The 19,730-nt window shown below is 33.3% G+C and carries 22 protein-coding genes, 1 tRNA gene and 1 pseudogene; 14 read left to right on the top strand and 10 right to left on the bottom strand.

The annotated features are described in order from the left end of the window. Positions 1-90: 90 nt before the first annotated feature. The 3 genes from QMD61_07785 to QMD61_07775 all read right to left on the bottom strand — a co-directional run bounded on the left by QMD61_07785 (position 91) and on the right by QMD61_07775 (position 1,541). Positions 91-438 carry a rhodanese-like domain-containing protein gene (locus QMD61_07785; GenBank protein MDI6724531.1) on the bottom strand — a complete coding sequence of 116 codons (348 nt, stop codon included), beginning with the start codon at positions 436-438 and terminating at the stop codon, positions 91-93. A 326-nt stretch (positions 439-764) separates the two neighbouring features. Beyond that, positions 765-839, bottom strand: a tRNA-Arg gene (locus tag QMD61_07780). 78 nt (positions 840-917) lie between these two features. Continuing rightward, positions 918-1,541, bottom strand: coding sequence for an FmdE family protein (locus tag QMD61_07775; protein MDI6724530.1), 624 nt, complete (start codon positions 1,539-1,541; stop codon positions 918-920). 336 nt (positions 1,542-1,877) lie between these two features. On the opposite strand from QMD61_07775, the gene hisF reads away from it, so the two are divergent. Both hisF and QMD61_07765 read left to right on the top strand, forming a co-directional pair. Beyond that, on the top strand, positions 1,878-2,702 hold the full coding sequence (hisF, locus tag QMD61_07770) for an imidazole glycerol phosphate synthase subunit HisF (protein MDI6724529.1): 825 nt from the start codon (positions 1,878-1,880) through the stop codon (positions 2,700-2,702). A gap of 147 nt (positions 2,703-2,849) precedes the next feature. Further along, the gene (locus tag QMD61_07765; protein MDI6724528.1) at positions 2,850-3,341 is read left to right on the top strand and encodes a hypothetical protein; all 492 of its coding nucleotides are present in this window, start codon (positions 2,850-2,852) and stop codon (positions 3,339-3,341) included. A 331-nt stretch (positions 3,342-3,672) separates the two neighbouring features. Here QMD61_07765 and QMD61_07760 read toward each other — a convergent pair whose 3' ends face one another. Then, entirely contained in the window at positions 3,673-4,572 is a 900-nt protein-coding gene (locus tag QMD61_07760) for a M48 family metallopeptidase (protein MDI6724527.1), read from the bottom strand. Continuing rightward, positions 4,572-5,141 carry a LemA family protein gene (locus QMD61_07755; GenBank protein ID MDI6724526.1) on the bottom strand — a complete coding sequence of 190 codons (570 nt, stop codon included), beginning with the start codon at positions 5,139-5,141 and terminating at the stop codon, positions 4,572-4,574. The genes QMD61_07760 and QMD61_07755 overlap by 1 nt, the downstream gene beginning before the upstream one ends. A 628-nt stretch (positions 5,142-5,769) precedes the next feature. Between QMD61_07755 and QMD61_07750 the strand changes: the two genes are divergently transcribed. The 4 genes and pseudogenes from QMD61_07750 (at position 5,770) to QMD61_07735 (ending at position 8,084) form a co-directional block, all read left to right on the top strand. Further along, positions 5,770-6,144 carry a DNA-3-methyladenine glycosylase gene (locus QMD61_07750; GenBank protein MDI6724525.1) on the top strand — a complete coding sequence of 125 codons (375 nt, stop codon included), beginning with the start codon at positions 5,770-5,772 and terminating at the stop codon, positions 6,142-6,144. Between the two features lie 29 nt (positions 6,145-6,173). Beyond that, positions 6,174-6,374, top strand: a pseudogene (locus tag QMD61_07745) (DNA-3-methyladenine glycosylase). Positions 6,375-6,613: 239 nt separating this feature from the next. After that, positions 6,614-7,306: a GAP family protein gene (locus QMD61_07740; GenBank protein MDI6724524.1), complete on the top strand. Its 693-nt coding sequence runs from the start codon at positions 6,614-6,616 to the stop codon at positions 7,304-7,306. A 169-nt stretch (positions 7,307-7,475) separates the two neighbouring features. Further along, positions 7,476-8,084 (top strand): DUF998 domain-containing protein, encoded by a 609-nt coding sequence (locus QMD61_07735; protein ID MDI6724523.1) that lies wholly within the window; start codon positions 7,476-7,478, stop codon positions 8,082-8,084. 60 nt (positions 8,085-8,144) lie between these two features. On the opposite strand, the gene QMD61_07730 is transcribed toward QMD61_07735, so the two are convergent. Beyond that, on the bottom strand, positions 8,145-8,849 hold the full coding sequence (locus QMD61_07730; GenBank protein ID MDI6724522.1) for a DUF4013 domain-containing protein: 705 nt from the start codon (positions 8,847-8,849) through the stop codon (positions 8,145-8,147). A 157-nt stretch (positions 8,850-9,006) separates the two neighbouring features. On the opposite strand from QMD61_07730, the gene QMD61_07725 reads away from it, so the two are divergent. The 3 genes from QMD61_07725 (at position 9,007) to speB (ending at position 11,687) form a co-directional block, all read left to right on the top strand. After that, the gene (locus tag QMD61_07725) at positions 9,007-9,591 is read left to right on the top strand and encodes a hypothetical protein (protein MDI6724521.1); all 585 of its coding nucleotides are present in this window, start codon (positions 9,007-9,009) and stop codon (positions 9,589-9,591) included. A 462-nt stretch (positions 9,592-10,053) separates the two neighbouring features. Beyond that, positions 10,054-10,647 carry a hypothetical protein gene (locus QMD61_07720; protein MDI6724520.1) on the top strand — a complete coding sequence of 198 codons (594 nt, stop codon included), beginning with the start codon at positions 10,054-10,056 and terminating at the stop codon, positions 10,645-10,647. A 104-nt stretch (positions 10,648-10,751) separates the two neighbouring features. Continuing rightward, positions 10,752-11,687 (top strand): agmatinase, encoded by a 936-nt coding sequence (gene speB, locus QMD61_07715; protein ID MDI6724519.1) that lies wholly within the window; start codon positions 10,752-10,754, stop codon positions 11,685-11,687. Between the two features lie 293 nt (positions 11,688-11,980). On the opposite strand, the gene QMD61_07710 is transcribed toward speB, so the two are convergent. After that, complete coding sequence (locus tag QMD61_07710; GenBank protein MDI6724518.1) at positions 11,981-12,601, bottom strand: RDD family protein; 621 nt, start codon at positions 12,599-12,601, stop codon at positions 11,981-11,983. Between the two features lie 298 nt (positions 12,602-12,899). On the opposite strand from QMD61_07710, the gene QMD61_07705 reads away from it, so the two are divergent. Then, positions 12,900-13,886, top strand: a complete 987-nt coding sequence (locus QMD61_07705; protein ID MDI6724517.1) for a DNA lyase — start codon at positions 12,900-12,902, stop codon at positions 13,884-13,886. A 31-nt stretch (positions 13,887-13,917) separates the two neighbouring features. On the opposite strand, the gene QMD61_07700 is transcribed toward QMD61_07705, so the two are convergent. After that, complete coding sequence (locus tag QMD61_07700) at positions 13,918-14,319, bottom strand: ATP-binding protein (protein ID MDI6724516.1); 402 nt, start codon at positions 14,317-14,319, stop codon at positions 13,918-13,920. 173 nt (positions 14,320-14,492) lie between these two features. Between QMD61_07700 and QMD61_07695 the strand changes: the two genes are divergently transcribed. Continuing rightward, positions 14,493-15,116, top strand: coding sequence for a hypothetical protein (locus QMD61_07695; protein ID MDI6724515.1), 624 nt, complete (start codon positions 14,493-14,495; stop codon positions 15,114-15,116). A 93-nt stretch (positions 15,117-15,209) separates the two neighbouring features. After that, complete coding sequence (locus QMD61_07690; protein ID MDI6724514.1) at positions 15,210-15,797, top strand: GAF domain-containing protein; 588 nt, start codon at positions 15,210-15,212, stop codon at positions 15,795-15,797. Positions 15,798-15,799: 2 nt separating this feature from the next. Here QMD61_07690 and QMD61_07685 read toward each other — a convergent pair whose 3' ends face one another. Together QMD61_07685 and QMD61_07680 are read right to left on the bottom strand one after the other, a co-directional pair. Then, positions 15,800-17,428 (bottom strand): MFS transporter, encoded by a 1,629-nt coding sequence (locus tag QMD61_07685; protein ID MDI6724513.1) that lies wholly within the window; start codon positions 17,426-17,428, stop codon positions 15,800-15,802. A gap of 190 nt (positions 17,429-17,618) precedes the next feature. After that, positions 17,619-18,044, bottom strand: coding sequence for a peptidylprolyl isomerase (locus tag QMD61_07680; GenBank protein MDI6724512.1), 426 nt, complete (start codon positions 18,042-18,044; stop codon positions 17,619-17,621). A 199-nt stretch (positions 18,045-18,243) separates the two neighbouring features. On the opposite strand from QMD61_07680, the gene QMD61_07675 reads away from it, so the two are divergent. After that, on the top strand, positions 18,244-19,419 hold the full coding sequence (locus tag QMD61_07675; GenBank protein ID MDI6724511.1) for an acetylornithine transaminase: 1,176 nt from the start codon (positions 18,244-18,246) through the stop codon (positions 19,417-19,419). A 45-nt stretch (positions 19,420-19,464) separates the two neighbouring features. Continuing rightward, the gene (locus tag QMD61_07670; GenBank protein ID MDI6724510.1) at positions 19,465-19,647 is read left to right on the top strand and encodes a hypothetical protein; all 183 of its coding nucleotides are present in this window, start codon (positions 19,465-19,467) and stop codon (positions 19,645-19,647) included. Positions 19,648-19,730: the final 83 nt, after the last annotated feature.

Genomic DNA, 19,730 nt, shown 5'->3' with positions numbered 1-19,730 from the left:
TTATCCAACCAAAGGAAAAATAAACTATGATATAGTTTTAGTCAGGAAAATTATTTTTCAATTATTATCGAATACTACCTTTTTGGTGTTTTATTTTGTAAGAGGAAGTTTACTAACCTTCCAGCCTACAAATCCACCCAAAATATTGTAAACATGCGGAAAGCCCAGTTCTTTCATTATTCCCATGAAATATTCTCCTCTTATGCCGCTCCTACAATAAATAATATAATCCTTCTCTTTATCTATATTTTCGACCTTCTTTTTGAATTCATGTCCCTCATAATCCAGATTTATTGCTCCAGGAACATGTTCTTCTTCAAATTCTTCTTTAGGCCTTACGTCTAGAATGACAAGGTTGGAATCATCATTGTGTTCTTCAATCATTTTAAGAGCTTCTTCAGGTCTTATAGTTTGGGTTGATTGCTCATTTTCTGGCATACTAAACCTCCAGATAATTTTTGAAAAGTAATTTATGTTTATTTTTATTGGATGGAAAGGAGAAGTAATTAATGATTATCAAATAAAAATTTTTTAAATGTTGAGTAAGCTGTCAGGACCCTTAATATAAGTCATTTAATGAATTAAAATAAACAATTTATTAGTTCTCTTTTATAAGCGAACTGGAATTCTTTTTGGATTTCTTCCGTTCGAGTGACAGCGAGATTTAGAGTACCTTATTTTGTTTTTGATCAACCGCTCAAAAATCAAGATTTTTGGCGCCCAAAAACACCCTGTGTTTGAGGACTTTTTCCAAAAAGGTTGAGCGGACCTGGAGGGATTTGAACCCCCGACCTTGGGATCCGAAGTCCCACGTCATATCCTGACTAGACTACAGGCCCATTAAAATATTTGATTAAAACGAAAAAAGTTTACATTATTAACTATAACCTTCTTTATATAAATTTTTGTAATAATGTTCATGCTCTTGAATAGTCATTAAAACAGGGTATGCATACAAAGTTATTATTTTCTACCCGTGCTCTATGTTCTGCAACCAGTTCACCACATTTAGCACATTTAACCGATTGGAATATACGAGCTTCTTCAGGAATTTCAATCTCAACTTTTTCTATCTTGAAAAGCTTATTTGCAGGTCCATCAAGAATATTTTGAGATAATTCATCCTTACGATTTTCAAATTCCATTTTAGCTTCTTTACTACCTGATCCAGAAAACGCGTTATTCCTGATTTTTGAAAATTCTGGATCCATTTCATCTATGCTTTTAGTTAGTGAAATACGCAAAGAATTCCCTGTGTTTCTGTTTACAAAAGTGTAAACATGTTTTCCATGATCCTTGAATATTAAATTACCTTTACCCATAGTACAGCCTGTTAAGACCTGTATCGCGTCTACACTACAGCTATCGTTTTCCACAATTGCTAGGAATTCCTCGTCGATAGCTCTGGATGAACTAAGTTCTTTAATAGCAATTTCAGCCGCGCGATATCCTATGGCTGTTCCAGGACATACATGTCCATGAAAATTAGTTACATCTGAAAAAGGAACAATGAAAAATTCATTTTTGTTTAAATTTCCCATAAAAACACCTCATTTTTTTAAATCCAAGTAAAATTGACGGTTTTATCAATTCTATGCATCCTAAAAGCATTATTAACTGTATTAGATTTTAATCAATATAAATATTAGCATTTAATCAATAAGTATTACAAATCAAGGGAAAATCCACAGAAAATTAATAAATATTAAAAAAAATAAGCCAAAATAAAATTATCCCATACCTTAAAACTAAAAATTCAGTTTATTAAGAATTAATTAAAATATATAAATTAATAGAACAATCATAAATAGTCAAATGTAAATTTAGTTTAATCAGATATTTACATGAATTTATTTATTAATTCTCAGAGGACTAAAATGCTTGCAAAACGGATTATACCATGTCTTGACTGCGATTTAAACGTGCCCCACGGCAGAGTAGTTAAAGGAGTTGAATTTAAGCAAATTCGATACGCTGGAGAGCCTGTTGATCTTGCAACACGTTACTATGAAGAAGGGGCTGACGAAATCGTGTTTTTAGACATCACTGCATCTCATGAACGCCGGGAAACCATGACCGATGTGATTAAAGCCACCACAGAGAATGTATTCGTTCCAATATGTGTGGGAGGGGGGATAAGAAAACCCAAAGACTATGTAAACATGCTTAAAGCCGGAGCAGATAAATGCTCTACAAACACCGCCGCGATACACAATCCAGACCTTATAAACCAAGCATCAAAAGTCGTCGGCTCTCAGGCATGTGTAATTGGAATTGATGCCAAGCGCCGGTATATTGAAAACCCTAAAGAAAATGATGATAAGTTCATAGTCGAAACGGATAAGGGTTACTGCTGGTTTGACTGCAGCATATACGGTGGACGTGAATTTACTGGAATAGACGCTATAGCCTGGGCAATAGAATGTGAAGAGCGTGGGGCTGGTGAAATTCTCCTCACATCAATGGATCGTGACGGAACCAAGGACGGCTACGACAATTATCTTAATAAAGCCGTGACAGATGCCGTGAATATACCTGTAATTGCATCAGGCGGAGGAGGCAATCCTCAACATATTTATGAAGCATTTAGAAATGGTAAAGCTGATGCTGCATTAGCTGCAAGTATTTTTCATTATAAAGAGTACCCTATTAGTACTGTAAAGAAATATTTAAAGGAAAGAGGAATTCCTGTAAGATACTAAATAACTTATTTTTTTAATTTTTTAATATAAAATTTAATGAATAATTTATGCATGCATTGGATTATTTTATCAATTTAACCTCTTAGCAACCTTTAATAAGATCAATGATCTAAAAGTATACAAAAACAGAGCACCAGAGGGCTTTAAATGAAAAAAAGAAAACATATTTTTCTTGATGAAAAGGCAAAAATAGAGAGACTGGCCAATAAAATAAAAAAATATGAAAAATACAGGCCATACCATGAAAAAACTTCTGAGGAAGACTTTCGTCTGCAGGAAAAACTGGCCCAGCTGAGCATAGTAGCCAGTAATTTTATGATGACCGGCCACAGCCCTACCCTGGTTTTAACTAAAAGAGAGGAAGGAGATGAAGTCCTGATGCCTGTAGGTGGAGGCCAAAAAGACCGGGCGAAAGAAATAATAAGCAAAGTTGATTTCAGAAAACTCTATCGTGGGGGGAAGGGTAGAAAAATAGACCCGTTGATGATAATAACCGCTATCTGTATGTACGTCATGAGACAGGACAATCCCAGAAGAGGGGATATACGATATTCTAACGATTTTATTAGGAATGTTGGGGTAACAAAGGAAATTTACACCCATATAAGTGAAAAACTTGATTCTTACCAAATATCCTAAATTCTGATAGGTTGCTCTATATAGTGATGCCAAAAAGATTGGCTACTTGTTTTGATTACATTTCATTATTAATTAAAAATAATTTTTATAATTTCAAGGAGTTTCTAAGGAAATTTTCTTGATGCATTTATAGATTTTATTCACTAAAATAAACTTATTTATCGGAAATTTAATATTTTAATAGGTCGCATTGTAACCTGCTGTATGGTTATCATTTGATTTAATGAAAAATTCTGATTTAACTGAATATAATCGATATTTTCATATTTCAATATCTTTAGCTGTAAAAATAGCTGCATGGCGTGGGGATATGGTAAAAATGAACTATAGATTACATTTCACGTAGCCGCCTGACACGTTCTTCTGTTGAAGGGTGAGTGGAAAAAAATGTACTCCCCCTATTAGATCTTTTAGCTCCAAGCGCCGGGTTTATAATATATAGGCCATTTAGGGCTTCGTTTTGAATTTTGCTTTTTGGTTCCTGCATATAACTGATTTTCTCAAGGGCGCTTGCCAATCCCTCCGGGTATCCTGTAAAATCAGCGCCAGTAGCATCAGCAAGATACTCACGTTGCCTTGAAATCGCGAATTTGAGTAGCTGTGCAAAAAGAGGTGCCAATATAATTAAAACCAGAAAGATGATTAAAAAAACTATCTGCCCCTGGCCTCGACCTCGACCCCGGAATAAACCCCCATAACTTGAGTAGCGAGCCACATATGCTAAAAATACAATGGTTCCTGCAAGAACAACCGCTACCGTGGCCAGCAGGACATCATAGTTTTTTATATGTGCCATCTCATGAGCGATTACACCTTCAAGTTCCAGACGATCAAGTCGGTTCATTAATCCTCTGGTAACGGTGATACTGGAATTTTCAGGATTACGGCCAGTAGCAAAAGCGTTAGGCACATTTGTCTCAATTATGTATAACTTAGGCATTGGCAGGCCTGCGGCTATACTCAAAGCATCTACAGTGTTATAAAGATAAGGTTCTTCCTGTTTAGACACCTCCCGTGCACCGGCCATGGTTGTAACCACATTCTGGCCTCCGTAGTAACTGACCAGAAATATAATAACTAAAATTATAACAGCTATAAGTAGGCCGAGAATAGGGGAACCAATGTATATTCCGATTAAATAACCTATGAACCCAAATAGAATGGTGTAAAGCAGGAAGAAAAAATATGTCCATCTTTTATTGGCTGCGATGCTCTCATAAATAGGATCCATCAGTCTTCTACCTCATCCATTTTTACTTGAGGAACTTCGCGTACTTTATCTGATTCAACTTCGAAAAATTCCCTGGTTTCGAATCTGAAAAATTGGGCTATCAGATTAGTAGGAAACTGTTCTATGGCCGTATTTAAAGACATCACAGTCCGGTTATAGCGTTGCCTGGCATAGGCTATCTTATTTTCTATACCCACCAGTTCTTCCTGGAGCAGTAAGAAATTCTGATTAGCCTTAAGGTCAGGATAATTTTCCGCCATGGCAAAAATAGATTTCAGGGTTTTTGATGCCACATCATCTGCTCCTGCGTTTTCCTGTATGGTTGAAGCATTCATCCATTCACTCCGAGCCCTGGTGATTTCTTCCAGGAGTTCACGTTCGTGTTTCATATACCCTTTAACTGTACTGACCAGGTTGGGAACAAGATCAAACCGCTTTTGTAAGAGTGTATCAATATTCGAATAGGCTGTATCAACCATATTTCGCATCCCAATAAGGCGGTTGTAACCATAAACAAGGTATATAGCAATTAATATCAGCATTCCAAGAATAATATACAGAAAGTTCATTTTGAGTCCACCTTGTAAGAGTTAACAGCACAATTATTCAGTTTAATTTAATACAAAAATTAGGTTTATTAATTTAAGTATTTTTCCGTAACTTATGTATATCAATATCATATAGCAAATTTCTATAGATATATTGCTAAATAATTGAATTAAACTGAGAAAACGCGGTTTTTTAGAGATCCCACTTATTTCAAAATTTTCAATTTTGAGGCCTTCTTTTTATTTATTCCCTTGATTGAATTTCTACATTTAGAAATCTATATGAGATTTAAAACAAGTCAAGAAATTTAATTCTCAAAGATTAGATAACATAAACTTTTTAAATATTAAATATCCCTATTTTTTCTTGAATTTGATATTAAGATAAATCCTATAACCATTAAAGCAAATCCACCAGGTATGAATCTTCTGGTTAATAGACTGGTTACGAGTATGCTTACGCCTAATAAACAAGAAATAACTCCAAATCTAAATTTCCATTTGTTCTGCATTGTTTTATATTTATTTATTCATTGCATTTATTATTTTGTTAATTTCTTTAAACACAATAGGAAAAATTCTAAAATTAGATATGATTCCATATTTAGAATCAAATCGGGAATATATTAATTTAAGTTGAATGATATCCATGAAACTTGAAAGATTATTTTACGAGAGAGATACGTTAGTTGTAGCCAGAGAACTCTTAGGCTGTGTTTTAGTCCATATAACTCCAGAAGGAACAACTAAAGGTAGAATTGTTGAAACAGAGGATTATATGGGCCCGGAAGATAAGGGTGCCCATTCCTATGGAGGTCGTCATACACCGCGAATGGACCCACCCCATAAAACCGGAGGATTTGCCTATATTTATCAACTTCACGGCTATAATTACTGCATTAATGTGGTAACCCAGAAAGAAAACATGCCTCAAGCCATGCTTATCAGGGCTGTGGAGCCTGTTAAGGGTTTAGACTTAATGATCAGGCGCCGAAAAATAGATTTTTCAAAGAAAAGCAGTTGAAGAATTAGACGAACAATCCTTCAAAACTCTGCCATGCCATGGGTATCGACACTTCGCTTAATGGGATTGATTTATGCAGAGATGAGCTATTTATTACCTTCAAGAATGGTTTAGATAATGATAAGGAGATTGTAGCTACAAAAAGGATTCATATTGATTATGCTGAGGAGTACAGGGATAAGCCCTGGCGTTTTTTGTTGAAGGGAAATGAATTTGTGAGTAGGGGCTAAGAGATACGGAATTAGTTAATAAAAGAATTTTTAAATAAAGCTGATTTTTCTATTTTTAAATTAAATATCTTAATTTTGATATAATTCTTTTTGAATCATGACTATCCCTCAAGCTAAAAATTTCTGAAAGATAAGTCTGATTAGTATTTAGGATAATTTATTATAAGGTTTGAATATTTTCATGGTATTAAAACCTAATAATTTATTATTATCTTTTGACATAAATTAACACAGATATCATGTCAGAATTTACATCACTCCTTGCAAGTATTTTACCATATGCCCTAGGCGCAGCTGTAAGTCCTTTGCTTTTTACAAACATGCTGGATATTTTTCCACCAATGAGAAATCCCCGTTTCCCATTGTTATCCTTTTTCTTAGGCTCAATACTCTTTTTCATACTTCTAATCATTGCAGGTATGTTTTTAGGCAGTAATCTTTCAGCAACCATCCTTGGGCCCATCAATACTGGTGCTCTTTTAGAAGTATTTCTGGGAGGAATTCTGATCCTTATCGCCTTTAAAATTCTTTTTGTGAATGAAGAGCCTCGTGAAGACGGTTTTTTTGGTTTTATTAAGGGACTGCGGGAGGATAACACCTTCTCCATTTTCATTAAGTTCCTTTATTTTGGAATAATCATCCTACTGGCCAGTTTCACCACATCTCTGCTGATCTTTAGCGCAGGAACTATTATTGGCCTTTCAAACCCTACATTCTGGACAGCCACTGCAACAATTGTTGTTTTCGGTATTATCGCCTTGCTTTTTATTGAAATTCCATTTTTAGTTTATCTAATAAGACCAAGAGTCCCTGGTGGAACCTTATCTTCTTTAAACAGCTGGCTGAGCAGATATGGTAATGATCTTTTATCTCTGGTAATGCTTCTTCTTGGTATTTTCCTCATTATAAGGGGATCTCTTGTTCTATATTGATTATAAGCTCATGTACTTTTTAAATTCTGAATTTGATTTATAATGTATAATGAGTAATTTAAAAAACTTTAATATGTCAAACTATTAAAATAAGGATTAAATCGGCGCAGAAAAAGTAAATTCTAACATCTAATTAAATAAAAAAATTAGTTAATATAGAGGTATAACCATGAAATATGTCTCACACCAAAAAATAGCAGGATTATTAATGGTTATTTCAGGTATTCAATTCATGTTAATGGTAACTGTAGCTGAAGCTCTTTATCCTGGTTACAATACAGGGCAATATACTCTGAGCTCCCTTGCGGATCTACCAATACAAGAACCTTCAGCAACGATCTTTAATGCAACCACATTTATAGCTGGGCTATTAGTCTTTATTGCTGCATATTTAGTGTATAAACACTTTGGGAAAAAAATTTTTCCAGTATTATTAGCTATTCTTGGAATTGGAGCGATGGGAGTTGGAATATTTCCAGGATATACTGGAAATACACATGTTATCTTTGCACTGACATCATTTACCTTCGGAAGCCTGGCAATATTGGCCTCTTTCACCATTTTAAAAGAATCATGGCTTAAATATGTCCTCCCAGTGCTTGGAACAGTTGCATTTTTGGATATTTTCCTTGTGATCTTTCTGCAGGAGGCTAATCCATTTATGGTATTAGGTGAAGGTGGAGCTGAAAGACTAATAGTATATCCAATAATTCTGAGTATAATTGCACTTGGTGGTTATTTATCTGGGGCAGTTCCATTAGAAGAATCAAAAAGGTGAAAATTATATTAAAATAAGTTAATATGCCTATTAAATGGCTACTTTTTAAAGTAAAAATAGTTAATTAGATGATTGAACTCTTTCTAAATAGATTAGTCCCATCAATCTACCTTGAGATGCAATAAGTAAAGGATAAACCATTAAATTAGCAATAGAATCCGCGATATATACATTAAGATAAGTAATTGTACCTATATAATAAAATAATTCATGAAGGTAGCCTGCAAATAACGTTAAATAAACGGCCATTATTGTAAACCCCGCTAAAGAAAGGGCATATTTTTTTATACCAATGATTTTAATGTCTTCAATTACTTTTTTAACTTCTAAAGCAGCTTTTAATTGGCCTTTACAAGCCATACGGGGCATTGCTGTGATGCTTAAGATGTAAGCTAGAATGTAGAATAATAGCGATATTGCCAGAAGTCCAATACTGATCCAAATATTAAAAATTGATGGAGAATTACTTTTTATAAACAGAATTAATAGAAATTCAGTGACTAATCCAGGCAAAGCGTAGAATATAATAACTACAGCGACTTTTAGGCCATCGAAAAACATTTTTTTCCAGTTTTGAAATGGAGGTAACTCATAATCCCCTTTTATTGTGTTTTCAATAATCCTGAAAAGATATCCGCCTGCAAATATAGCCGGTATAATCAAAAATACACCAGTACAAAATAAAATTCCCAATATGACAATTCTATTGAAGTTGGAAAAAGGATATGAAATATATGAATCAGAAAACATCTCAGATATATCCATTAAATCACCCGAATTATCCTTATGAATTAATTTCCTATCTTCCTATAAAGTATTATTCATAAAATTCTTGAATTATTTGAATTTTAATTTGTAAATCATAATTTAACATACAAATTTATTACATTTCATGAATATATAATGATACTGGAGGTGCCCCATGCCCGATGTTATAACCACAATTAAAGACCCCGAAGATATTCATTATATCCTTGAAAAAAAGGAAGTTAAACCTGAAAATGTGATAATTTTAACTAAAGGAGATATATATGGCCTTGTAAATGTTGAAAAGGAAAATTACAGCATCAAATTTCTGGAAGGTGATTTTTTTGATATTTTACAGGACATTAAATGTGCCTTTGATGCTTCTGTTGAGCCGTGTTTTATTGCCGGTAAAAATGAACTGGACATCTATGTGACCTATTACCTTACTCAGGTTCAAAAAACAGTTCCTTTCTACGTTATTGATGAGGGTAAATTAATATCCGTTCCAGTGAGTACTGCCCACGCTTTCACACCCACAAAGAAGAAAATAATGGAATATTTAAGTGTAAATGATGATTCTAACCCTGATGATGTGGTAAATCATTTAAGTAAGAGTCAAAAAGGTATTAAAGGCCGTTATTCAAGGTTAACAATTAATCAATACCTGCATGAGCTAGAAAACTCCGATTTAATTGAAAGCCACGGTGACAAATATTCAATCAATGAAAAGGGTGCCAGATTCATGGAAATTCTGAAATAAATTTTCCAGTAATCTTCTACAGTAATTGAAAATTGTTTTTTCCAACATTAAATTATATCCTGAATTATTTAAATTATTAAAACCTGCATGTGGTCTGATTATGTAAATATAATGAATTTAAATGCCATTAAGAAACTAATAACCATTAAAAACATTCAAAATTGTATATTAAAATTAATAAAAGATTATATGTACTAATATGGATTTATAACGTGCTTTTATTTATTTAAAGCTGGAAATAATGTATATAAGCAGTAACAAAGTTCAAATAAATTGATATATATCAAACTGGTAACGATTAATGATTACATATCTCTTCTACTTTACATTTTTCATTTCATACACTTTTTAAGACCTTATATTGAAAGATCGTTTTTTTCATTTACATCCCATATATGTAATAAAAACTAAAAACTTATTATTAAGTAGTTATATAATAATATTAAATTAGGGGGCTGTCATGTGCAGAGTATAATAACAACAATAAAAAATCCCGAAGATATCCAAAATCTCCTTAAAGATATGGAAATTGAACCCCGAGAAATAATAATATTGACAAAAGGAGAAGATATTGAAACGGGAAAAGAAAACTATCAAGTCCGCCGTCTTGAAGGTAACTTTCATCAAACCTTAAAAGACATAAAAAACGTCTTCGATGGAGCAGAAGATCCGATTTTTATCGCTGGCGAATCTGAACTGGATATCTATCTTACTTATTACTTAACGCAGTTTAGTAAGGAAACACCGTTCTACGTAGTTGAAGATGACAAGCTGATCCTTGTCCCTGTAAGTTCATCCCATGGGTTCGTATCTACAAAGAGAAAAATACTCGAGATCCTAAGTAAAAGGGGAGACGTAAGCTTTAAATATATCCAGGATAATTTAAGCCGTCAAACACCAAGAACCAAACATGGAAGAAGGAAATTCTCTGAAACAACCATTAACCAGTACTTGCATGAACTGGAAAACATGGACTTGATTGATGTAGAAGTTAAACGAAATAAAAAATATTCCCTGAACGATAGAGGGGCTCATTATATAGATCTTCTTAAATAAATCTATATATTAGCTTCAATATAAATTTCAAGAGCTTGTTTAGCCTTGGCTTTATTTTTTCTACTATTATTTTAATTAATATGCTGTTTTTCTGGAGAGATCCTATGGGAGAAAATAATTTAGAAAATAAATTTCCATATTCGGGTGTTCCCACATTTTACAAATATCCAAGTACAAAAGTTCTGGATAACGTAGATGTTGCAATGGTGGGTGTTCCCTTTGATCATGGCACTACAAATCGCCCTGGAACCCGTTTCGGGCCTCGTTCAATAAGAATTGCCTCCCAGAACTATGGGATATACATAAATTCTTCCACTGGCGCCTATGATCTTGAACTTAAAAAACATATTCTTGATGGAGTAAATGTCATAGATTATGGTGATGTGGGCATTTTACCTACACATACCCGGACAAATATGCGCATGATCCACGATACCGTTAGAAATATTATAGAAAGCAATGTTTTTCCTGTAGCTTTTGGTGGTGATCATGCCATTACATTCCCGCTTGTGGATGCATTCGATATACCCCTGGATATCATTCATTTCGATACCCATCTCGATTTTATAGATAACGTTGGAGGGGTGAAATTCTCCCATTCAAACCCTATTAAACGGGCTTCAGAGCTTAAAAATGTCAAAAATATCACTCAAATTGGTATTCGTGGATTTACAGATAAAATAACCAATTTTATGGAAGCAGAAAAGTATGGATCCCGAATTATCACTGCGAAGGATGTTTTTGATAATGGAATTGAATTTATCCTTCATGAAATCCCTGAAGCAGAAAACATTTATGTTACTTTTGATATTGACGTTTTAGATCCCTCCATAGCTCCCGGAACAGGCACTCCTGAATTTGGTGGCTTTAATTATCAGCAGGTAAAGGAGATATTAACTGAACTTCCAAAAAAGGGCAATATCATTGGTTTTGATATTGTGGAGGTTAATCCCCTTTATGATGTGGCAGATATGACCTCTCAGATTGCTGCAAGGCTTGCAATAGATTTTTTAGGGGCTGTATTTAATGAAAAATCATAAATCAATTTATAATTACAATTCTGGAAATAAAAAAAGAATATACTCACTTAAATCCCTTTAGAACCCCCGGAATAGAAGAATTTGAGTAGTATATAAATGATGATTTAAATAAATGTCTCAAAGAGTATAGGAAAGAAAATATTCCCCTATGTCACGTTTTATCAAAGTTATACCGGGAAGAAGCTGATTTTAAAGTATTAATATATAATTATGCCCATATATATTATAAATGACATAATTCGACGGTATTGAAGCTTTAGATGGATAAAAGTGCTGAAATTAGCTAAATGGCGTTATTCTCTTTTTTCGGTTATAACCAATGTTTTTGCGACATTATCACCTAATCTCTGATTTTTTTTACTGCTTGATATGAGAATCATTCCTACTATATAGAAGAAGAACCCATCTACTATCCTTAAAAGATTTCTTACAATACTTTGACCATAACTTATCCTTGAATTATCTTTTTCTTTTATTACCCTTAATTTAAGCGCCATTTTTCCTATAGTTCTTCCTTTACCTAACGGCCCCTCCATTACAATAAAATATCCAAACATAATAAATACAAATAATAAGTTTGAAACTAATTCCATTAGAATTTCATCATAACTAAAATAAATATACTGAATAATAAAAATAGGGATCAGAACAACGGTAACTATTATTACTAAAACAAACATATCCACCAAATAAGCTATTATTCTCCTTCCAAGACTTGCTAATTCAAATTCGCTGTTCTCACTAAATCCGGAATAATTAGAGTTAATTTCCCTTTTAAATCCTTCATCATTATTTTCTGTTTTCTGATTGACATCAGTTATGTTCATTAAATTTCTATATCTTATTTCTTCACCACAGTAACTACAGAAATTATCATCTTTCTGGTTTTTTATTCCACATTTTGGACAATACATACAAATACCTCCTAATATAATACAGTTTTTTATACAAGTATTCATTTTATTATTATTTAAATGCATTGTTTATACTACTGAAATTTTTAAATTTTTATGTTATTAAAACCCAAAAAACAAGCATATACACCTTATAATAATCTTAAAAAATATTTAATTAATTTATTTACATTAAAATGTCTGAAAAAAGCTAATATTAGACTTAAATTGTATTTAAAGAAGAGAATGTGTAAAATCTTAGGATGCAAAATTTAACTTTCGAAAAATTATTGTAATTTGGAGTTCAAAGATATTATAGATGAATTATAAAAAACGGTTTAAAATAGAATATGAAGAATATAAAGGTCCATTCGACATCGAAATGACCATAGGCAGCGGTCAAACATCCCAGCCGGCATGGGAAAAGAAAGGTAAATATTTCCAGGAATTAATTATGGTAGAAAACAAACCCTGCCTTGTGAAAATTGCCCATAAACCAAATACAGATAAACCAATTGACATTTTAGCTGAATCTCTGCATGAAATAGAAGAGAAGTATATTAAACAAGAAATAATGGAAATTTTTGGCTTAAATGATGATATCCCCCGATTATATGACTTTTTAAGCAGCGACCCTAAACTTGAGCCCACAATTGATTTTTGCAAAGGATTAAGGTTATTCAAGGCCCATAATATTTTTGAATCAGTTATTTGTTCCATAACATCTGCCCATAACTCTATAAGACAGTGGAACAAGGCAATAAGACTTGTTAAAGAAAAATGGGGAGATGAGTATAAATTTTCTGATGGCACTTTCTACTCGTTTCCTTCTCCTAAAACACTTGCTAATGCTCCAGAAGATGAATTTGACGAAGCTAAATGCACCCCTGAATTTCTTAAAACACGGGCATCATGGAAAGATCTTAGAAGCTGTCGGGTGGGTTACAGATCAAAATACATAATAAAAACTTCCCAGATGGTGCAAAACGAAGTAGATCTTGGTAAAATTAGAAATATGGATTATGAATCTGCATTTGAAACAATTTTAAGGCTCCCTGGAGTCGGTCCAAAAGTGGGAGACTGCATCCTTCTTTACGGCTACGGATTCGAAAAAGCATTTCCAGTTGATATCTGGATAAGCAGGATAATATCCTATTTATATTTTGATCAGCAGAACGTTAGCAACCCTAAAATGAGATCATTTGGAATAGAACAGTTTGGAGATTATGCCGGCTATACCCAACTTTATTTGTTCCATTATGCACGTAAATCAGGCCTTATGAATCAATTAAAACCTAAAAAATAAGATGTAATTAATATTTATATCTAAAAGGAAGTTATAAACATTTTATTAAAGTTAGAATGTTCTTTCCATCTTTAAATTCATATTCAGATTTATTCATGTTTTTTTTAATAAAATATACCTTTAATTCATCTGGATTTTGCCTAATTAAGGAGTTTATACCAGATATTTCAACATTTACAGGGTTAAATGGCTTTCCTTTACTTTCAATTATTATTTTAATTTCGCTGCCCTGTTTCTGGCATTTTATCTGGATTTTATCCTCAAGATCTCCATGTTTAATTATATTGGTTATGGCTTCATCTACAGCCATTTGGATTTGAGCCTGTTCATAATCATTTAATCCATATTTACCCATTGAATTCCCAACAAAATTCGATACAAGAGTTAAATTCTCCATTTTACCTCTTATTCCCAATCCAAACTGTTCATTCATTCTATCAGCTCGTGAACATTCATCTAATACTATAATTAATTTTTAACATCTATATTATAGATAAGAATTCAATTAAACATATATAAAATATTTATATATAAAACCTGATTGGGCAAATCGCCATTTTAGAGTATTTTTAACATATGAATGGTTTACCTGACTAAAGTGATTTTATGGGAAAACTTACAGAAACCATGAATGAGTTTAAGAGTATTTCAAGTGAATACTATCAAAAAATACAGGAAATTTTAAGGGATGAATACTGCTGGAAATGTCCAATGCGCTCTACAAGCAGTAAAACAAACTGTAGAGAAATTGATGCATGGATAAGGCTTACAGGTGCCTTTGAAAATGGAATACGCAGCATAATATCTGAGGGTATTTCTTCAGATGATTTAGAAGTTACAACCCGTAGATACCTGTCAAAACTCTTAAAAAAACATCAAAGACCTCTAAACTATGAAAAAACAGTTATATTAAAATTAAAAGACGATATTGAACCTTACGCCAGGAAAGATGATCTTCTTTTAGTAAAGGAGAATCCAGGATCAGTTAAAGCTGATGATCTGGTACTGTGGCCTCAAATCTGTCCAGTATCTTTTTACTGGTTTTCAAAGACTAAAATTACCGGTATTATACCATTTAAAATATTAAAGGTTGAAAAAATAGTATATAAAGGAAGAAACAGGTTTATAGAAGCTGAAGAAAATCAGAAAATTCCTTTAGAATACTTAAACGGTAAAATTATTAAAATAATTGATAAAAACGATTCTCAGTACAGTGAATTTGCGTTATAATGCCTAATTCCTTCTAATTACTCTTTTTTATTTTCCAAAAATACTAATAAACAGAAGTAAATAATAGTTTAAATAAAACAAAGAGTTGTTTTAATGGATGTCCGTTCTAAATATCCGTCCAAAAATATTGAGATTCAGAATCTTCTGACTGAATTTCTAAAGCAGTCTTCCCAAAATAATGATCAAAATGAGCTTATAAACCATTTCATGGATACCTCAGATATTTCGCTTAAAGAAATCTCAGATCTTGTATATAAGGAATCAAAAAGGCTGACAAAGAGCAAGTACTGTTATGTCGCCTATGTAGACCCCAAAAATAAAGACAGCGTTGGAATATCCTTTTCACATCTTACAGACACCTGCAATATATATGCAGAGATGGGAGAAGCTCGATTTAAGGTTTTAAGTGATGGAACATATGGCGGTCTTCTCGGCTATTCTCTGGACACAGGAAAATCTTTCTATGTTCACGATGTAACTTCTCATCCGGCCGCTCACGGTATACCTTCGGGCCATGAACCTGTAAACCAGTTTCTCTCAGTTCCTGTCAGGTATAACGAAGAAATAATCGGTCAGATAGTTCTTGCAAATCCACAGGAAGATTACAATGATCAGCATCTGGAAATTACTGATAAAATAGCTGAATTTTATGCTATTGTCCTTAAAAAGCTGCTTTATTAATCTCATTCATCGTTTTTCCCAAACGAGAACATTCCCTCATAATGCTGTTTTATAGTCTTCTTTGGTTTCTGCAGCTTTTCAGATGCATCAATTATTCCTTTTAAATATTTTAAAAACCCAGAATAATTAATTATATTTTGAAAATATTTTAATAATTCAGATTCCTCTATTATTTCCTTTGATTCCATAATTATCCCATTGGGTGAAGGGACCATCTCTGAATCCTGGATTCTATCTTTAGTTTCAGTAATTTTTTTTCTGTATGTGCCTACCGGGGACAGTACAAGTATTAAAATACTTAGAAATGCACCTAAAACCATGATTAAATACATCCCCTGGGTAAAATTATATGCATTGAGATTATAAAGCTGATTTTGTTCTAAAAGAACTGGATCTATGGTTGTACTTAAAAGTAAACCTGCAATACATACCCCAAAAACCATTCCCATGTTTCTAATGGTCACAATAACACTTGATGCCAACCCTTTATCAGGAATAACATTCATAATAAGCCTGTTATTAGGCGCTTGAAAGATTGCAGCACCTATTCCAAGAAGTGCAAGCTTCCAGAGCACATCAAACGCATTAGAAAATATGGTGAGATATGTCATTGAATAAATGGCTACAGTGCTTATTAAAGCTCCTATTATTGCCAGTGGCCTGGAACCAATTTTATCCGAAAATATTCCGCTTACTGGGGCTAATATCATCATTGTTACAGGGCTTATTGTTAATACTGCTCCAGTTAATGCTGAATCCAACTTTAAAACCTTTTGCAGATAAAAGGGCATGATAAAAAGGATCATATAAATGCTGATATAATTAAAAAACAGACTCAGGTTAAATGCAGAGAAAGTTTTATTTTTAAAGATTCGAATGTCTAACAGAGGATCTTCAACCCTTTTTTCGACATATATAAATAGTATTAACGTTATTAATGCTGTTAATACCGTAAATATTGTGATCAAATCAATTCTCAGAGTTTGAATGCTATTTAGAGAGTATACAGTTGAAAAAATGCATATATACTGTAAAATAGCCCCTGAAATGTCTAATTTAGCTGGTTTAGAGCCCTTATTCTCCAATACCTTGCTGCAGAGAAGGAAACTAATAATACCCATGGGCACATTAACCAGAAATATTGCCTGCCAACCGGAAAATGTCTGTAAGAGACCTCCAATCATAGGTCCAATGGCTAGACCTGCAGCTATTGCCACAGCATAAATTCCAAGGGCTTTACCTGTCTGGCCCACTGGAAATGCATCTTTAACTATGCCCATTGATACAGAAATCATTAAAGCTGCTGCAATTCCCTGTAAACCTCTGAAAAGTATTAGAAGAGTTATTGAAGGAGATATACTGCATAATATTGATGTAACAACGAAACCGATTAGCCCGGCCATGTAAATTCTTTCATGGCCGTAAAAGTCACCTAAACGGCCGAATAGTAAAACAAAACCAAGTAAATCAATTAGATAAGCAGTTATTACCCACTCTGAGCTTGTAATGCTTGAAGAAAAGAAGCTGGTAATTGCAGGAAGGGAAACATTAACAATACTGGCATTTATCGGTACCATTATTGTTCCCATGGCAATTGCAAGCAGTATTTTCCATTTTTTCTCCAAATTCAAAAATTCACCTTAGATGTGAAATGTTAACTTTTATTTTTTAACTTGATAATTAATAAATATTTTGTATTTATTAATAAAAATAATGCAAAGCGTTTTCTAATGCTTAAAATTATTTTAAATATGGAAAATAAGTCTGTATTTAAAAAATTCAATTTAAAAAAGATTAAAATAAAAAGAGGGTTTTTGAATTCTATTCATCAAAAACAGTGACTTTATTCATTACGTCATTGGGCTGTATTTTGTTTACAACGTCCATTCCCTTAACGACTTTGCCAAAAACGGTGTGAACACCATCGAGGTGTGGTTGCGGAGAGTGTGTAATGAAAAACTGGCTTCCACCAGTATCTTTACCTGCATGTGCCATTGAAAGCGCCCCTGTACCGTGCTTATGGGGATTTATTTCACATTTTATTGTATAGCCAGGTCCGCCTGTTCCATCTCCTCTCGGACATCCGCCCTGGATTACAAAATTGGGAATGACCCTGTGAAAAGTTAACCCATCATAAAAACCTTCTTTTGCAAGCTTTTCAAAGTTAGCAACTGTGTTTGGGGCTTCTTCATCAAATAATACAAGTTCTATATTTCCTTTATCAGTTTCAATTATTGCTTTTTTCATATTTTCACCATCAAACAATTTAAAATAATATTTTGATCAGGTATTTTACTTATTTGTTAACACTACATTAAGTCTTTTAAATCATTTAAATCCATGTTTTTCCAATTATTTTAATAGTGCATTAAACAGATCATTTATTGATACAAAGTATCCTGTTTTAATAAGCTTCCCACTTTTAATGTTTATTAAGGTGATCAAAATGAATACAGAGGAAATAATAAATTTAGATAAAAAATATGTAATGCAGACTTATGGACGGTATCCTTTAGCTTTAAGAGAAGGAAAAGGAGCTTTAGTCACCGATTTTGAAGGCAAAACCTATATTGACTGTTTTGCCGGTATTGCAGTAAATAATGTGGGTCATTCCCATCCAAAAGTTGTTGAAGCAATATGCAATCAGGCTAAAAAGCTTATACATACATCAAATTTATATTACACAGAGCCACAGGTCGAACTTGCAAAGCTGCTGGCAGATATTTCAGTCCATGACAAATCCTTCTTCTGCAACAGCGGTGCAGAAGCTAATGAAGGTGCAATTAAGCTTGCCCGGAAATTCACAGGTAAAGGAGAGATTATTGCCATGGAAAACTCATTTCACGGTCGAACCCTTGCCATGATTACAGCCACAGGACAGCACAAATATAAAAAAGGATTTGAACCACTCCCAGAAGGATTCAAGCACGTAAATTATGGAGATGTTGAAGCAGTTGCAGATAGTATAACTGATAATACAGCCGCAGTGCTGGTAGAACCAATCCAGGGAGAAGGAGGAGTTATAGTACCTCCAGAAGGCTACCTAAAAGATTTAAAAAAGTTATGTAAGGAAAATGATGTTCTTTTAATATTTGATGAGGTTCAGACAGGATTTGGACGGACTGGTGAGATGTTTGCATCCCAGCTTTTCGGTGTAACTCCAGATATCACCACCGTCGCCAAAGCTCTTGGTGGAGGATTCCCAATAGGTGCTGTTCTTGCAAGTGAAGAAGTAGGTAATGCATTTGAGCCCGGAAATCATGCTGCAACGTTTGGAGGAAATCCACTGGCATGTGCCGCTGCAATAGCATCTATCAATGCCCTAATTGATGAAAGTATGCTTTTAAAAGTTAAAGAGAATGGTGGATATCTTAAATATAAGCTTGAAGAACAGGCAAAGCTCTATGGAATTGTTGAAGAAGTGCGTGGTGTTGGAATGATGCTTGGAATGGAACTAAGCATTAACTGTGGTGAAATAGCTGCTGAAGCTCGTGAACAAGGGATTCTAATTAACTGTACTGCTGATACTGTTTTACGGTTCTTACCGCCGTTTGTAATAGATAAAGGGCAGATAGATACTGTTACATGTGTGTTGGAGAGTATTCTGCAGAAATTATCTTAAAGAAGATATTTTTCTTCTTTCTTTATTTTTAGAAATCTTGATATAGTGATAAACCAAATATCAATTATGACTTCTTTAACTAAACAGCAGAAAAGAATATCTCTTTGGGTAGGAGTCTTGCTTCTATTAACCGGAGCAATATGGGCTATGATACAGGGTAGCTCTCCAATTACTGCAGTTGTAGCAATAATAGGGCTTTTACTAATCCTTATAGGGAGATTTGCCTAAAACTTTAATTTTTTATTTTCTTAATTTAAAATAAGATAATCTTCAATTATTATGAAAATGTAAATAATTTATATAATGAACAT

The sequence above is a fragment of the Methanobacterium sp. genome (assembly GCA_030017655.1).
Lineage (GTDB): Archaea > Methanobacteriota > Methanobacteria > Methanobacteriales > Methanobacteriaceae > Methanobacterium_D.
The sequence above is the reverse complement of the archived record's forward strand: the minus strand, read 5'-3'. Positions and strand labels throughout refer to the sequence as shown.

What these genes read in the sequence shown, in the direction of transcription:
- QMD61_07785 (MDI6724531.1), bottom strand. Translation starts at nt 438, where the DNA reads ATGCCAGAAAATGAGCAATCAACCCAAACTATAAGACCTGAAGAAGCT.
- QMD61_07775 (MDI6724530.1), bottom strand. Translation starts at nt 1,541, where the DNA reads ATGGGAAATTTAAACAAAAATGAATTTTTCATTGTTCCTTTTTCAGAT.
- hisF (MDI6724529.1), top strand. Translation starts at nt 1,878, where the DNA reads ATGCTTGCAAAACGGATTATACCATGTCTTGACTGCGATTTAAACGTG.
- QMD61_07765 (MDI6724528.1), top strand. Translation starts at nt 2,850, where the DNA reads ATGAAAAAAAGAAAACATATTTTTCTTGATGAAAAGGCAAAAATAGAG.
- QMD61_07760 (MDI6724527.1), bottom strand. Translation starts at nt 4,572, where the DNA reads ATGGATCCTATTTATGAGAGCATCGCAGCCAATAAAAGATGGACATAT.
- QMD61_07755 (MDI6724526.1), bottom strand. Translation starts at nt 5,141, where the DNA reads ATGAACTTTCTGTATATTATTCTTGGAATGCTGATATTAATTGCTATA.
- QMD61_07750 (MDI6724525.1), top strand. Translation starts at nt 5,770, where the DNA reads ATGAAACTTGAAAGATTATTTTACGAGAGAGATACGTTAGTTGTAGCC.
- QMD61_07740 (MDI6724524.1), top strand. Translation starts at nt 6,614, where the DNA reads ATGTCAGAATTTACATCACTCCTTGCAAGTATTTTACCATATGCCCTA.
- QMD61_07735 (MDI6724523.1), top strand. Translation starts at nt 7,476, where the DNA reads ATGAAATATGTCTCACACCAAAAAATAGCAGGATTATTAATGGTTATT.
- QMD61_07730 (MDI6724522.1), bottom strand. Translation starts at nt 8,849, where the DNA reads ATGGATATATCTGAGATGTTTTCTGATTCATATATTTCATATCCTTTT.
- QMD61_07725 (MDI6724521.1), top strand. Translation starts at nt 9,007, where the DNA reads ATGCCCGATGTTATAACCACAATTAAAGACCCCGAAGATATTCATTAT.
- speB (MDI6724519.1), top strand. Translation starts at nt 10,752, where the DNA reads ATGGGAGAAAATAATTTAGAAAATAAATTTCCATATTCGGGTGTTCCC.
- QMD61_07710 (MDI6724518.1), bottom strand. Translation starts at nt 12,601, where the DNA reads ATGTATTGTCCAAAATGTGGAATAAAAAACCAGAAAGATGATAATTTC.
- QMD61_07705 (MDI6724517.1), top strand. Translation starts at nt 12,900, where the DNA reads ATGAATTATAAAAAACGGTTTAAAATAGAATATGAAGAATATAAAGGT.
- QMD61_07700 (MDI6724516.1), bottom strand. Translation starts at nt 14,319, where the DNA reads ATGAATGAACAGTTTGGATTGGGAATAAGAGGTAAAATGGAGAATTTA.
- QMD61_07695 (MDI6724515.1), top strand. Translation starts at nt 14,493, where the DNA reads ATGGGAAAACTTACAGAAACCATGAATGAGTTTAAGAGTATTTCAAGT.
- QMD61_07690 (MDI6724514.1), top strand. Translation starts at nt 15,210, where the DNA reads ATGGATGTCCGTTCTAAATATCCGTCCAAAAATATTGAGATTCAGAAT.
- QMD61_07680 (MDI6724512.1), bottom strand. Translation starts at nt 18,044, where the DNA reads ATGAAAAAAGCAATAATTGAAACTGATAAAGGAAATATAGAACTTGTA.
- QMD61_07675 (MDI6724511.1), top strand. Translation starts at nt 18,244, where the DNA reads ATGAATACAGAGGAAATAATAAATTTAGATAAAAAATATGTAATGCAG.